The sequence below is a fragment of the Pseudomonas sp. OV226 genome, assembly GCF_003148705.1.
Lineage (GTDB): Bacteria > Pseudomonadota > Gammaproteobacteria > Pseudomonadales > Pseudomonadaceae > Aquipseudomonas.
In genome coordinates this window covers 132717-145501 of the sequence record NZ_QGGS01000007.1, presented here as the reverse complement: position 1 = coordinate 145501, position 12785 = coordinate 132717, and the positions used below count along the sequence as shown (strand labels likewise).

Below are 12785 nucleotides of genomic sequence, written 5' to 3'. Positions count from 1 at the left end.
GAAAAGCGTTCCCACGCAGCGCGCGGGAACGAAGGAGGGCAACGGCTTCAGCTCAGATTGCCGCAGAAAATGTTTTGATGGCCATCGCCCGGGCTTTCACGCACCACCAGCACATAGCCGCCGGCGCGGAGTGTCTCGACCGCCACGGGTGCGCTTTTCCAGAAGTACTGCATCGATGCCGATGAATAAAACCGTGCATTCGGCCCGTCGTTCAGGTCATACGCCGGCGTAGAGCCCAGTTGGGCGCAGCTTCCGGAATAGATATAAGCCATCAAGCGACCGGGTAACGCGCTGCCCATGGTTTCGCCGCTGACGGCAAACCAGAACTCGGTTGCATTGCCTTTGGGCATCATGATGGGCCGGGCGATATTCCCGCCGTTGACGGACGTAGCGTGCAGGGGAACGTTAGTGATCTGACTGTCTGGCACCGTCGAACACCCGGAGAGCCACCCGACCGCCACCACCAACGCCAGCGAAGATACGATTTTCATCGTGAAACTCCCGCTTGTAAGGACGCGTTGAAGTGATCCCCCCTGTCAATTTTAGCTGTGTGGTGACAGAGGACATTTCTTCGGATGGTCGGTCGGAGCGGACGGGGGCTTGTATCGCAACGTATCCCCGGTGCCGGCAGCCACCTTTGCATACAAAACCAAGGGATGTGCGACACACGCGAGATACACCGGTCCCTCCAAATGGTGTCACCGCATCGGCGGCAATCACTGGAGAATGACGATGTCCCGTATCACTTCCCGTAACACCGCTGGCCGGCTCGGTTTCACCCTTGCCGCTGTTTCACTGGCAGCCTTTGCAAGCTTTTGCCAGGCGGGCGAGACCACCCCTGAAGCACAACCTGCTAAAAACTGGCAGGCCGGCATTCACCGCACAGACCAGGTGCGCCAGGACCTGGACGTCGCCGACCGCGAGGTGATTCAAGTGCGTGTCGATTTCGACGCGGGCGTGACGTCGCCAAAGCATTCGCACCCTGGGGTTGAGGTCGCCTACGTTATCGAAGGCACCTTCGAGTATCAGTTGGAGGGGCGGGCACCGATCACGCTGAAGGCGGGCGATTCGCTGTACATCCCGGCGGGCACCGTGCATCTGGCGAAGAACGTGGGTAGCGGCAAAGCGTCTGAGCTGGCGACCTACATCGTGAAGAAAGGCACGCCGTTGCTGGTGCTGGAGCACTGATCAGTGATTGCCCGATGCATGGCATCGGGCATTTCTGTTTAGCGCTTTATCGCTGAATCCCAGGCCAACCGGCCTGGCGCAGTGCTTTTAGCAGCGTCTCGGCATCAAGCCCCGGCACAGTGTGGCCATTACCTTCGACCGTATCGGACGCCAACAGGGCATTGATAATGGCTTCTTCCACGGCTTCGGTGGCGGCCAGAAACAACTCGCTGATGTGATCGTTGTTGACCATGCTCAGGTTGTCGCACGTCGGCGCGCCTTTGCCTTCATAGGCAGCTGGCGGTACGTGCTGGTTGCCGGTGGCGAAGGCAATGAAGATGTCACCGCTGTGGTCTTCGTTACCGCCACCGGTGCGGGCGAGGCCGAGGCTGGCACGTTGCGCGAGGCGCGTGCATTGGTGCGGCAGCAACGGCGCATCCGTGGCCAGGCAGACGACGATGGAGCCCATGCCCGGAAACGGCAGCGAGGCCTTGAGGAAGGGCGAGTCGACCTGTTCCATATAGCGTCCGACCGGGTAACCGTCGACGCGCAGTTCATTGCGAATACCGTGGTTGGCCTGAACAATCGCGCCGACCGTCCAGCCGCCCTGCGCAGGGCTCAAGCGTCGCGAGGACGTGCCGATGCCGCCCTTGAACTCGTGACAAATCATCCCGCTGCCACCGCCCACCGCGCCTTCGATCACCGGGCCACCCACCGCATTGCGTTGGGCCTGGGCCACATGTTCGGGTTTGACGTGGAAGCCGTTGATGTCATTGAGCAGGCCGTCGAACGTCTCCAGCACCACCGGCATGTTCCAGTAAAGTCGGCCGTCGTCGGGTGGGTTCTCACGGTCCAGCGCAATCAGCGCGTCGCGCACCACGCCCAGGCTGTGGGTGTTGGTGAAGGCGATCGGACTGGTCAGCAGGCCGGCTTCACGAATCCACTCAAGACCGGTGGCGTCACCGTTGCCGTTGAGCACATGCACACCGGCAAAGCACGGTTGTTGATTGGTGGAACCGGCGCGCGGTTCGATCAGGGTGACGCCGGTGTGGATGTCACGACCGCTGTCGGTGCGGCCACGCACATCACTGTGGCCGACGCGCACACCGGGCACGTCGGTGATGGCGTTGAGAGGGCCGGGTTGCAGTTGGCCGAACTGGATGTTCAAGTCGCGGGCACGTGGTTTCATGGGTTTTCTCATGTTTATGGTGTTAAACAAAATTATTGGATGACCGATTCCCTGTAGCAGCTGGCGAAGCCTGCGTCCGGCTGCGCAGCAGTCGTAAAGTCAGAGCGCACGGTGTTTCAGGTAAGCCGCATGAGCCGGATTTACGACTGCTTCGCAGCCGGACGCAGGCTTCGCCAGCTGCTACAGAGTCACCGGGGGTTATTGACCGTTTTTCACCTTGCTCCAGATCCGCGTCCGCACCCGCTCGGTGGCGGGCGGCAGGGGCTGGAGGGTGAACAACGTGGCCAGCGCTTCAGCCGACGGATAAACGGCAGGATTGGTGCGGGTCGCCTCAGCCACCAGCGGCGTCGCGCTGCGATTACCGTTGGGGTAGTTCAGGTGATCGCTGACCGGGGCGATAACATCCGGGCGCATCAGGTAGTCGATGAAGGCCAGGCCTTGTTGCGGATGCGGGGCGTCCTTGAGCAGTACCAGCGTGTCGAACCACACCGGCGCACCTTCCTTGGGCAGGCTGTAGGCGATCTTCACGCCGTTGTTGGCTTGCTCGGCATTGGTCTTGGCTTCCAGCATCGCGCCGGACCAGCCCACCGCCACGCAGATGTTGCCGTTGGCCAGGTCGCTGATGAACTTGGACGAATTGAAGTACGCAATGTGCGGGCGCAACTTGAGCAGCAGCGCCTCGGCCTTCTTGTAGTCTTCGGCGTTGGTGCTGTTAGGTGGCAAGCCCAGATAGTGCAGGGCGACCGGCAGCATTTCGGATGGCGAATCGAGCATCGCCACGCCGCATTGGCCGAGCTTGGCGAGGTTCTCCTCCTTGAACACCAGGTCCCAGGAGTCCACGGGCGCCTTGTCGCCCAACGCGGCGCGGACCTTGTCGATGTTGTAGCCAATCCCGTTGGTGCCCCACAGATACGGCACGGCGTACTGATTGCCCGGATCGTTGTTGGCCAGTTTTGCCAGCAGGTCGCTGTCCATGTTCTTGAAATCAGGCATTTGCGCGTGCGGCAACGGTGCCAGGGCGCCGGCCTTGATCAGCGTCGGCAAACTGAAGTTACTCGCCACCACCACGTCGTAGCCGCTGCGGCTGGTCAGCAGTTTGCCTTCCAGCACTTCGGCACTGTCGAAGGTGTCGTAAACCGGCTCGATTCCGGTATCGCGCTTGAAGTCATGCAGGGTGTTGGGACCGATGTAGTCGTACCAGTTGTAGACATGGACCGTGGGTGCGTCGGTGGCCATCGCCGACAGCGAGACGCACAAACAGGCGCCCAGTCCGAGATTGATATGCGAACGGTGACGACTCATGATGCGGCACTCCTGGCCTGCTGCAGGCCGGTGATGAACAGGTGCTTGCAGCGTATCGGCAGGCGCGGGACTCACCCATTCCCATCATGGGTTACTCGAAAGGGGTAGTGCGTGGACGCGTTGTTGAAAGAGTTGCCCGTGCACCAAGGGCTGGCGCGGGTGTTTGGTGCGTTGGGTCAGGACGGTTTCTGGCGGGCGCTGGTCGACACCTTGCGGTTGCTGGTGCCGCTGGACAATGCGTTGGTCGCGGTGATGGGCGCGGGGCGGGTGCCGCGGTTGCTGATTGATTTCGACTCAAAAGGCGATGCCGCCGAGCATGAAGAACTGGCGGACTACAGCGCCGGCATGTACCTGCTTGATCCCTTCTACCAGGCCGCTTGCGCCGGCATTGCCGATGGCCTGCACAGCCTGGAATCGGTGGCTCCCGACCAGTTCCAGCAAAGCGAGTACTACCTGAGCTATTTCCGTTCGGTCGTGGGCGCCGACGAGTTGCAGTTCATGATCAACCTCGATGGCGCCGTGCTGGGCTTGTCGCTGGGGCGCTCGACGCGATTTACCCTCCAGGAGCAGGGCCGTCTGTTGTGCGTGCGCGACTGGGTGCTGTCGGCGATGCGCCGTCACCTGCAACTGATGCCGCCGGAAGGCGCGACCGCCGAGCCTGTGGCCGGCGATCTCACCCTGTTGCTGGATCGCTTCGACGCGCGCCTGTCGGTGCGGGAAATCGAAACGGCCAGGCTGATTCTTCAGGGCTTCTCCAGCAAAGCCATCGCCCAGCAGATGGGCATTTCACCGGAGACCGTGAAAGTGCATCGGCGCAACGTGTATCACAAGCTCAACGTGAATGGTCACGGCGAGTTGTTTGCGTTGGTGCTGCAGCCGCGTTGATACCGGCGGTTTACTCGCCCAACTTGAACACCAGCGCCTTCAATCCGCAGGCCTCATCGGCATCCGGAAATTCCGGTGGATTGTCCAGCCGCTGTTCAAAACGCAGGCTCGGCGCTTCCCGCATGACGCCATCGATGAGGAAGTCCGGGCCGAACGCCGGGTCGTTCATGCAGGCCAGCACCGTGCCTTGCGGGCCGAGCAGCTCCGGCAAGCGGCGCAATACGCGCTGGTAATCCTTGGTCAGCAAAAAACTGCCTTTCTGAAAGGACGGCGGGTCGATGATCACCAGGTCATACGGACCTTTGCCAATCACCTTGCCCCAGGACTTGAACAGGTCGTGACCGAGAAAGCTGACCTTGCTCAAATCGTGCCCGTTGAGCCGGTGATTGTCGCGCCCACGGCTCAAGGCCGGGCTGGACATGTCCAGATTGACCACGTGCTCGGCGCCGCCCTCGATGGCCGCGACCGAAAAACCGCAGGTGTAGGCAAACAGGTTCAACACACGCTTGCCGTCGGCATTGGCCCGCACCCAGTCGCGGCCGTAGCGCATGTCGAGAAACAGGCCGGTGTTCTGTTTGCGCCCCAGGTCCACACGGTAACGCAAGCCACCCTCGGTGATGGTCATTTCATCGATCACGTCCCCCAGCAGCCACTCGGTGGTGCTTTGCAGCAGGTAGCGATGTTGCAGCAACAAGGTATGCGCGCCGGATTGCTGCCACTCGGGCGACTGCGTGATCAGCATCAGGCGTTGTTTCAAGTCTTCGAGCTGCGACGCTTCCGGCTCTTTGAACAGGGCGACCAGCACCACGCCCTGAAGCCAGTCGACGGTCAACTGCTCCAGGCCCGGCCAGCGGCGGCCACGGCCGTGGAACAAACGGCGGGTTTCTGCGGGGGGCGTTGCCAGGGCCGTCAGCAAATGGGCGTGGAGGGTGGCGAGCGCGTCTGGGTTCATCGGGCAGGGTCGGCAATTTGAGGGGGCGGCATTTTAACCACAATTGCAGGGTAAGGCGCGTGGCAACGCGTCGAGAGTTATCACGTTTAATTTAACTTTACGTGAGGATTTGGCGATCTGTCCGCTCACATACTCGGCCCCATCGATCAACTGCCGGGAGCCGGACATGTCGCAGCTATCTGCTTCACCCCGTATCAGCAGCCATCCGCGCTGGCTGCGGCTGACCCATTGGCTGAACGCCCTGGCGGTTCTGGTCATGGTCACCAGCGGCTGGCGGATCTACAACGCATCGCCCATTTACGATTTCAGCTTCCCCAAATCGATCACGCTCGGCGGCTGGCTGGGGGGCGCCCTGCAATGGCACTTCGCGGCGATGTGGTTTCTCGCCATCAACGGCCTGATTTATCTGGCCATCAACCTGTTCAGCGGTCGTCTGAAACGCCGTTTCTTCCCGGTTTCGCCCAAAGGTGTCCTGCATGACGTATGGGCCGCGTTGCGAGGGCGGTTGGGGCATGCCGACCTGAGTCATTACAACCAGGTGCAACGGCTGGCGTACCTGTTCGTGATGGTCGACATCATGCTGCTGGTGGTTTCAGGGCTGGTGCTGTGGAAGTCCGTCCAGTTCCCGCTGCTGCGCGAGTTGATGGCGGGTTACGAAGGTGCGCGACGGGTGCATTTCTTCGCGATGGCGCTATTGGTGGCCTTCGTTGCGGTGCATCTGGTGATGGTCGCGCTGGTCCCCAAAACGTTGTGGGCCATGATCGTCGGTCGCAAGGAGTCGGTATGAAAAAGCGCATCGAAAGTACCGGGCTGGACGAGTCGTCGATCCTGACAGATGCCCGGAAAATCCTCGCCCCGCAGATCGCCGACCGCTCGCGTCGCTCGTTCCTGCTGCGTGGCCTGACGCTGGGCGGCGTGGCGATGTTGTCCGGCTGCAACATCACCGACAACGAAAACGTCGACACCGCGTTGTCCGCCATGTCCCGCTTCAACGACCGGGTGCAGGGCTGGCTGTTCAACCCCAACGCCATGGCACCGACCTATCCCGAATCGATGATCCCCCGGCCATTTCCGTTCAACGCCTTCTACGGCATCGACGAAGCGCCGACGGTGGAGGCGGAGAGTTACCGACTGGAAGTTACCGGCCTGGTCGCGGACAAACGCAGTTGGCGGCTCGAAGAATTGCGCGCCATGGCGCAGACCGAACAGATCACCCGGCACATCTGCGTCGAAGGCTGGAGCGCAATCGGCCGCTGGGGTGGCGTGCGGTTCAGTGATTTCCTCAAGCGCGTTGGCGCCGACACCGATGCCAAATACGTCGGCTTCAAATGCGCGGATGACTACTACACCAGCATCGACATGGCCACCGCGCTGCATGCGCAAACCTTGCTGACGCTGACCTACGACGGCGCGGTGCTGCCGCGCCAATACGGCTTCCCCATGAAACTGCGCATGCCCACCAAGCTGGGCTACAAGAATCCCAAACACATTCAGGCCATTTTCGTCAGCAACACCTACAGCGGTGGCTACTGGGAAGACCAGGGCTACAACTGGTTCGGTGGCAGCTGACGGGCAACTTCACTCGCCCGCAACCTGTGCTTCAAGGAGTTCATCATGAAAAAGTTAGCCACCGCCGTACTGTCCATGTGCCTGGCCGTAGGTACCGCCTCTGTATTCGCTGCTGACACCATGAGCAACGACACCATGAGCAAGGACTCGATGTCCAAAGATGCCATATCCAAAGACACGATGAAAAAAGATTCAGCGATGAAAAAGGACGCGATGGCCAAGGACACGATGAAGAAAGACAGCATGTCCAAGGATGCAATGTCCAAGGACAGCATGAGCAAAGATGCGATGAAGAAGGACGCTACTTCTCAGTAATCCAGTTCCTCTCGATCCCTGTGGGCGCTTGTTCCCACAGGTTCGTGCAGGGCATGACATCACTACAAACAAGGGCGTTGATGGCAGAGAAGGGCGCTGCTCTGATTTTGCAGGACGCCTGATTTCGTCACCCCGGTGTATCAAAAATGAATTTCCGCCGAGCTGGCTGCTCATACTTGATAGGTAGCGCATTTAGCTCGCGAAATCATAGATGCATTCAGGGAGTGGCAATGTCATGGGACCAGTATCGACGGTCGACGCGAAACCTTCGGGTGGGTTGATTCTTGTGGTCGAGGACGATCCGCTGATCCTGGAGTTTCTTTGCGAAATTCTTCAGGACGAAGGGTTTGTGGTCGAGCCTCAAATCAGTGCAGATGCCGCTTCGATGTATCTGGAGCAGCATGCGAATGACGTTTGCCTGTTGCTCACCGATATCACCATGCCGGGCACCCTCAATGGCGCTGACCTGGCCAATCAGTTCGGCGACCGCTGGCCTGACAAGCCGATCATGATCATGTCCGGCTTCGAAACCCCGCAAAGCTCAGGCGTAAAACATTCGGTCTCGTTCATTAAAAAACCCTGGGCGATCGGTCAATTGCTGGACTGTGTCGACGGTGCCTTGAAGTCCAAGCCTGCTGGCTGAAACGTTACTGCGCCGCATGAGCCCGTCTCGCTGGTAAATGCTACATTGCCTGGTACTACCTGCCTGGCCACTTGCGAGAGGAAGCTTATCCTTGTCTGCTCATCCATCCGTATTCAACACGCCTTACCGCGCTTTCCTGTTCGATATGGACGGCACTGTTCTTAACTCTATCGCTGCCGCCGAGCGGATCTGGACGATCTGGGCCTTGCGCCACGGGGTGGATGTCGAGTCTTTCCTGCCGACCATTCACGGCGTCCGCGCTATCGACACCATCAATCGCCAGGGATTGCCGGGCGTCGATGCGCAGGCGGAAGCGGCGTGGATTACCGAGGCGGAAATCGAGGACGTGGAGGGAATTGTTGAGGTCCGCGGCGCGGCGGCATTCCTGCAATCCTTGCCGGCCAATCAATGGGCAATCGTGACCTCCGCACCCCGAGCGCTGGCCTTGCGCCGGATCGCGGCCGCGGGGATTCCCGTACCTGACGTGATGGTGACTGCGGAGGATGTCAGCGCCGGTAAACCCGATCCGGCGGGTTATCGATTGGCGGCGAAACGGCTGGATGTCGAGGTGACGGAATGCCTGATCTTCGAAGATGCCAGCGTGGGGATACGGGCGGCAGAAGCGGCCGGGGCTGATTTGGTGATCATCACCGAGACGCACGCACATCCGATTCAGACGGCGCATGCGACATTGGCCAGCTATCAGTCAGTCACCGCAGCGGTCGATCCCGACCACTCTCTGCGCCTCAACCAAATCTAATTGTAGGAGTGAGCCTGCTCGCTCCTGCAATGGAGCTGCGCAGTGACTAGTACACACCGGGAACCAAGCGCCAGGTGTGGGCGCAATACGCCTCATATTCGTGGCCAAACTGTGCCCTCAACAACGCCTCTTCCGCGTGAATCCGGGCAATCAGCGGAATCACCGTCAATGCGGCCAACAGCAGGCCGACACCTGAACGAAACGCCAGCGCCCAACCCAAGGCGATGACCAGCATCCCCAAGTAACTGGGGTTGCGCAGACTACGATAAATCCCGTCGGTGACCAGCGTATGCCCCGGTTGAATCGCCACCAACCCGCTGAATCGATTGCCCAGCACAAACACGGGCCACAACCGCAGGGCGCCGCCGACGATGAACAGCAACGCGCCGATCCAGCGCAGGCCTTCACCGCCGAAGGTCCAGTAATCGATTCGGTCGGTGTACGCCGGCAAAAAGCCGCTGAGTATCCCGATCACCCCGAACGCCGGAAGCACCCAGCGATTGGCGCGGTCCTCTCGTTCACCGGAACTCAGATTGACCTCGGTGAACAGCGAAGCCACGGTCATCACCAAGGTCGCCAAGGCAACCACCACCAATGGCGCATGGGCGAAAAACGCGGCCAACCCGCCCATGCCCCACACCGCGAGACCGAGGTAGGCAAGGGTGCCGGCGATGGCGAAGAATGCCAGCCTGGGCGAAATTTTCATGAGCACCTCGTGATGAGCCATTGCCCCATTCAGTTTAGAGGCCGGGGGCTGCTCACGCGTTCAACTCGGACCTGGCATTGCGCCGAATGACCTGCGGCGGTTGGCCGAATGCCCGAAGAAAGGCTTCACGCATGCGGCGACGGTCAGTGAAACCGGCCTCGGTGGCGATTTGATCAAGACTCAGACGCCCGCGTTCAAGCATCTGCCGTGCCGCCTCCAGGCGCAGGTTTTCGATGGCCTTGGCCGGCGTCTGCCCGGTCTCGGCGCGAAAACTGCGGCTGAATTGTCGAGGGCTCAAGCGCGCCACGTCTGCCAGTTGCTCCACCGACAGAGGCGAGGCCAGGTGTTCGCGGGCATAGCCGAGAACGGTTTGAATCCGGTCGGATTTCGGTTCCAGTTCCAGCAGTGCCGAATGCTGGGACTGCCCCCCCGCGCGGCGCTGATACATCACCAGTTTCTGCGCCACAGAGCGCGCCAGTTCGGCGCCGTGATCCTTCTCGACCATGGCCAGCGCCAGGTCGATGCCGGCGGTCATGCCGGCCGAGCTCCAGATCGAGCCGTCAACCACGTAGATGCGGTCTTCTTCCACTTTGATCAACGGAAATCGCGCTTGCAGCTCCCGGGCATAGGCCCAGTGAGTGGTGGCCCGTCGTCCATCGAGCAAACCGGCCTGGGCCAGCACGAATGCCCCTGAACAAATCGACGCCATGCGCCTGGTGGTGTTCACCCGGTTGCGCAGCCAGGTCAATACACCTTCGGGTGCCTGTTCGACGATGGTATCGCCGCCCACCACGATGACGGTGTCGAAGACTCGCTCATCGAACGCCTGGGTCCCGACGTTCAAGCCTCCGGAGGCGCGCAACGTGCTGCCGTCCTGCGAGATCACACTGACCTCATACAGCGGCTCACCGGCGCTGAAGTTGGCGTACTCGAACACCGGCATGGCCGCCAGCGCCATGGACTGGAAACCCTCGAACACCACAAATGCCACGGCAGTCATCGCAGGACCCTCAAATGAATATGTCCGAAAAACGTACTTTAAACGTCATTTGAGACAAGTGTAAGACCCTTTATAACGGTTCACACCCGGCGAACTGATCGCCTCACTGTGAAGGAAATCCGACATGGCTCTCTCATCCAAAGGCACCGCACTGATCACTGGCGCTTCTTCGGGCATCGGCGCGGTGTATGCCGACCGTCTCGCCCGGCAGGGTTACGACCTGATTCTGGTCGCCCGCAGCCAGAGCAAACTGAACGCGCTGGCGAACCACCTGAGCAACGAAACCGGGCACGCGGTGGAAGTGGTCGCCGCTGATCTGAAAGTCAAAGCCGATGTGCTGCGGGTCGAGGAGATTCTGCGCAATGACGCCAGCATCACCCTGTTGGTGAACAACGCCGGCGTTGGCGCGGTGATGCCGTTGTTGGGCAGTCCGGTCGACGAGATGGAAGACATGATCACCCTCAACGTCACTGCGCTGATGCGGCTGGCCTATGCGGTGGTGCCTGGCTTTGTCGCCCGTGGCACGGGCACCGTGATCAACATCTCATCGATCGTGGCCATCGCGCCGGAAATCCTCAACGGCGTGTATGGCGCGACCAAGGCCTTTGTGCTGGGCCTGAGCCAATCAATGCACCGCGAGCTGGCGGATAAGGGCATTCGTGTTCAGGCGGTATTGCCTGGCGCGACGGCTACCGACTTCTGGAGTGAGGCGGGCAACCCGGTGGAAAACCTGCCGCAAGAGATCGTGATGTCGGCGCCCGACATGGTCGACGCCGCACTGGCGGGCCTGGCGAAAGGCGAAGTGGTGACCATCCCGAGTCTGCACGACGGCGAACAATGGGACCGTTACGAAGCGCAGCGCCAGACCCTTTCGGGGCTGTTTGGCAACGCCAGCGCCGCACCGCGTTATCGCTAAAAGGGGGGCGGCGGGCTGGGTGAACTAAGCTTGGATAAGTAGGGTTCACCTTTGGGAGACCCGCGATGCTGCACATCCGGACACCGTTGATCTTGCACCCGGGGCTGTCGACGCCGACCCGGCGGATCTGGCTCAAGATGGAAAACCTGCAACCCAGCGGTTCCTTCAAGCTGCGTGGCATGGGGCTTCTGTGCAGTCAAGCCAAGGCCCAGGGCAAGCGTCGAGTCGTTTGTCCTTCGGGCGGCAATGCCGGTTTTGCCACCGCTGTTGCTGCTGCCAGCCTCGGACTGAGCGCCTGCATTGTCGTGCCGCACACCACCCCTGAATCGACCCGCAACCGGATCAAGAAAACCGGTGCCGAGGTGATTGTTTACGGCAAGGTCTGGGACGAGGCCAATCAACGGGCCAAAGAACTGTCGCAGGATGCGGACACCGAATACGTGCCGGCTTTCGATCACCCGCTGTTGTGGGAGGGGTACAGCACCCTGGTCGATGAGGTGCTTGAGGTGTGTCCTCAGGTTGATGTGATGGTGACGTCGGTGGGCGGCGGTGGTTTGCTGGCGGGAATCCTCACGGGGCTGATTCGCCATGGCCGCACGGACTGTCGGATCGTTGCTTGCGAAACCGAGGGGGCGGCCTCGTTCGCGGCCGCCATGAAGGTTGGGCATCCGGTTCGATTGCCGCGTATCGATACCGTGGCGACATCGCTGGGCGCGGCACAAGTCGCAGCCTGGCCAGTGCAACACCTGCGCGATTTCCCTCACCAGTGCGTGGTGCTCAGCGATGAGAACGCCATCATGGGCGTGGTTCGATTCGCCAGTGATCTGCGCCAGTTAGTGGAACCGGCCTGTGGTGTGTCATTGGCGGTGGCATACCTGAACCATAGCGCCATCGCAGATGCGCACGATGTGGTCATTGTGGTGTGCGGCGGGGTAAGTATCAGTGCGCAGTTAGTGGCCGGATGGGCGCGTTTGTCCACCGGGAAAGCGAAGTAGGGCTGCAAACGCTATCCAGCTGTCGCAAGCCCCACCACTATTTATTGGCCTTCACTTCATTGGCCGGCAGCATCGCCTTCCTGAATCAGGATGGCGCGAGCCAGGTCTTCGTCACTGGCGTTCAGACCGGGATTGTCCTGGCGGATTCTCTTCAGCACCGACTCCAGATAAACACCGCGAATTGCACCGCCACTGGCAACGAAGCTGGAGGCATCATCCCTGGCAGGAATCATGAGTTTGTGGTCCTTGAAGGTCGAATACAGCGAGGCAGATACCCCGGCCGAAGTGGCTACATCTTCCGCATCCACTTTGGCCATAGCCGAGCCGAAGGGTAAACACAACATCAGGGAGGAGATGATAATCAGACGGCGCATGACAGTGTCCTC

16 protein-coding genes are annotated in these 12785 nt (G+C 60.6%); 9 read left to right on the top strand and 7 right to left on the bottom strand.

Features of this window, described 5'->3' with window-relative positions; translation table 11 throughout:
* Positions 1-47: 47 nt before the first annotated feature.
* Positions 48-491: a hypothetical protein gene (locus C7534_RS14660; protein ID WP_109786188.1), complete on the bottom strand. Its 444-nt coding sequence runs from the start codon at positions 489-491 to the stop codon at positions 48-50.
* 241 nt (positions 492-732) lie between these two features.
* On the opposite strand from C7534_RS14660, the gene C7534_RS14655 reads away from it, so the two are divergent.
* The gene (locus tag C7534_RS14655; RefSeq protein ID WP_109786187.1) at positions 733-1188 is read left to right on the top strand and encodes a cupin domain-containing protein; all 456 of its coding nucleotides are present in this window, start codon (positions 733-735) and stop codon (positions 1186-1188) included.
* Positions 1189-1234: 46 nt separating this feature from the next.
* Here the strand turns inward: C7534_RS14655 and C7534_RS14650 are convergent, their stop codons facing one another.
* Both C7534_RS14650 and C7534_RS14645 read right to left on the bottom strand, forming a co-directional pair.
* Positions 1235-2356, bottom strand: a complete 1122-nt coding sequence (locus C7534_RS14650) for a DmpA family aminopeptidase (RefSeq protein WP_109786186.1) — start codon at positions 2354-2356, stop codon at positions 1235-1237.
* 198 nt (positions 2357-2554) lie between these two features.
* On the bottom strand, positions 2555-3658 hold the full coding sequence (locus C7534_RS14645; RefSeq protein WP_046031478.1) for a polyamine ABC transporter substrate-binding protein: 1104 nt from the start codon (positions 3656-3658) through the stop codon (positions 2555-2557).
* A 111-nt stretch (positions 3659-3769) separates the two neighbouring features.
* Between C7534_RS14645 and C7534_RS14640 the strand changes: the two genes are divergently transcribed.
* Entirely contained in the window at positions 3770-4543 is a 774-nt protein-coding gene (locus tag C7534_RS14640; protein WP_046031477.1) for a helix-turn-helix transcriptional regulator, read from the top strand.
* A gap of 10 nt (positions 4544-4553) precedes the next feature.
* Here the strand turns inward: C7534_RS14640 and C7534_RS14635 are convergent, their stop codons facing one another.
* The gene (locus tag C7534_RS14635) at positions 4554-5495 is read right to left on the bottom strand and encodes a class I SAM-dependent methyltransferase (RefSeq protein WP_077431992.1); all 942 of its coding nucleotides are present in this window, start codon (positions 5493-5495) and stop codon (positions 4554-4556) included.
* A 166-nt stretch (positions 5496-5661) separates the two neighbouring features.
* On the opposite strand from C7534_RS14635, the gene C7534_RS14630 reads away from it, so the two are divergent.
* The 5 genes from C7534_RS14630 to C7534_RS14610 all read left to right on the top strand — a co-directional run bounded on the left by C7534_RS14630 (position 5662) and on the right by C7534_RS14610 (position 8782).
* Positions 5662-6282, top strand: a complete 621-nt coding sequence (locus C7534_RS14630) for a cytochrome b/b6 domain-containing protein (protein WP_109786185.1) — start codon at positions 5662-5664, stop codon at positions 6280-6282.
* The gene (locus C7534_RS14625; protein ID WP_109786184.1) at positions 6279-7064 is read left to right on the top strand and encodes a molybdopterin-dependent oxidoreductase; all 786 of its coding nucleotides are present in this window, start codon (positions 6279-6281) and stop codon (positions 7062-7064) included. Before C7534_RS14630 ends, C7534_RS14625 begins: the two co-directional genes overlap by 4 nt.
* 45 nt (positions 7065-7109) lie before the next feature.
* Positions 7110-7379 carry a pentapeptide MXKDX repeat protein gene (locus tag C7534_RS14620; protein ID WP_109786183.1) on the top strand — a complete coding sequence of 90 codons (270 nt, stop codon included), beginning with the start codon at positions 7110-7112 and terminating at the stop codon, positions 7377-7379.
* 235 nt (positions 7380-7614) lie between these two features.
* Complete coding sequence (locus C7534_RS14615) at positions 7615-8022, top strand: response regulator (RefSeq protein WP_077431996.1); 408 nt, start codon at positions 7615-7617, stop codon at positions 8020-8022.
* A gap of 91 nt (positions 8023-8113) precedes the next feature.
* Entirely contained in the window at positions 8114-8782 is a 669-nt protein-coding gene (locus C7534_RS14610) for an HAD-IA family hydrolase (RefSeq protein WP_109786182.1), read from the top strand.
* A 46-nt stretch (positions 8783-8828) separates the two neighbouring features.
* Here C7534_RS14610 and C7534_RS14605 read toward each other — a convergent pair whose 3' ends face one another.
* Positions 8829-9488, bottom strand: a complete 660-nt coding sequence (locus C7534_RS14605; protein ID WP_109786258.1) for a methyltransferase family protein — start codon at positions 9486-9488, stop codon at positions 8829-8831.
* A 52-nt stretch (positions 9489-9540) separates the two neighbouring features.
* The gene (locus tag C7534_RS14600; RefSeq protein ID WP_109786181.1) at positions 9541-10488 is read right to left on the bottom strand and encodes a GlxA family transcriptional regulator; all 948 of its coding nucleotides are present in this window, start codon (positions 10486-10488) and stop codon (positions 9541-9543) included.
* 124 nt (positions 10489-10612) lie between these two features.
* Here C7534_RS14600 and C7534_RS14595 point away from each other — a divergent pair, with 124 nt between their 5' ends.
* Together C7534_RS14595 and C7534_RS14590 are read left to right on the top strand one after the other, a co-directional pair.
* The gene (locus C7534_RS14595) at positions 10613-11404 is read left to right on the top strand and encodes an SDR family NAD(P)-dependent oxidoreductase (protein WP_109786180.1); all 792 of its coding nucleotides are present in this window, start codon (positions 10613-10615) and stop codon (positions 11402-11404) included.
* A gap of 65 nt (positions 11405-11469) precedes the next feature.
* Complete coding sequence (locus tag C7534_RS14590) at positions 11470-12399, top strand: pyridoxal-phosphate dependent enzyme (RefSeq protein WP_109786179.1); 930 nt, start codon at positions 11470-11472, stop codon at positions 12397-12399.
* A gap of 56 nt (positions 12400-12455) precedes the next feature.
* On the opposite strand, the gene C7534_RS14585 is transcribed toward C7534_RS14590, so the two are convergent.
* Positions 12456-12773 (bottom strand): DUF2388 domain-containing protein, encoded by a 318-nt coding sequence (locus C7534_RS14585; RefSeq protein ID WP_109786178.1) that lies wholly within the window; start codon positions 12771-12773, stop codon positions 12456-12458.
* Positions 12774-12785: the final 12 nt, after the last annotated feature.

What these genes read in the sequence shown, in the direction of transcription:
- C7534_RS14660 (WP_109786188.1), bottom strand. Translation starts at nt 491, where the DNA reads ATGAAAATCGTATCTTCGCTGGCGTTGGTGGTGGCGGTCGGGTGGCTC.
- C7534_RS14655 (WP_109786187.1), top strand. Translation starts at nt 733, where the DNA reads ATGTCCCGTATCACTTCCCGTAACACCGCTGGCCGGCTCGGTTTCACC.
- C7534_RS14650 (WP_109786186.1), bottom strand. Translation starts at nt 2,356, where the DNA reads ATGAAACCACGTGCCCGCGACTTGAACATCCAGTTCGGCCAACTGCAA.
- C7534_RS14645 (WP_046031478.1), bottom strand. Translation starts at nt 3,658, where the DNA reads ATGAGTCGTCACCGTTCGCATATCAATCTCGGACTGGGCGCCTGTTTG.
- C7534_RS14635 (WP_077431992.1), bottom strand. Translation starts at nt 5,495, where the DNA reads ATGAACCCAGACGCGCTCGCCACCCTCCACGCCCATTTGCTGACGGCC.
- C7534_RS14630 (WP_109786185.1), top strand. Translation starts at nt 5,662, where the DNA reads ATGTCGCAGCTATCTGCTTCACCCCGTATCAGCAGCCATCCGCGCTGG.
- C7534_RS14625 (WP_109786184.1), top strand. Translation starts at nt 6,279, where the DNA reads ATGAAAAAGCGCATCGAAAGTACCGGGCTGGACGAGTCGTCGATCCTG.
- C7534_RS14620 (WP_109786183.1), top strand. Translation starts at nt 7,110, where the DNA reads ATGAAAAAGTTAGCCACCGCCGTACTGTCCATGTGCCTGGCCGTAGGT.
- C7534_RS14615 (WP_077431996.1), top strand. Translation starts at nt 7,615, where the DNA reads ATGGGACCAGTATCGACGGTCGACGCGAAACCTTCGGGTGGGTTGATT.
- C7534_RS14605 (WP_109786258.1), bottom strand. Translation starts at nt 9,488, where the DNA reads ATGAAAATTTCGCCCAGGCTGGCATTCTTCGCCATCGCCGGCACCCTT.
- C7534_RS14600 (WP_109786181.1), bottom strand. Translation starts at nt 10,488, where the DNA reads ATGACTGCCGTGGCATTTGTGGTGTTCGAGGGTTTCCAGTCCATGGCG.
- C7534_RS14595 (WP_109786180.1), top strand. Translation starts at nt 10,613, where the DNA reads ATGGCTCTCTCATCCAAAGGCACCGCACTGATCACTGGCGCTTCTTCG.
- C7534_RS14590 (WP_109786179.1), top strand. Translation starts at nt 11,470, where the DNA reads ATGCTGCACATCCGGACACCGTTGATCTTGCACCCGGGGCTGTCGACG.
- C7534_RS14585 (WP_109786178.1), bottom strand. Translation starts at nt 12,773, where the DNA reads ATGCGCCGTCTGATTATCATCTCCTCCCTGATGTTGTGTTTACCCTTC.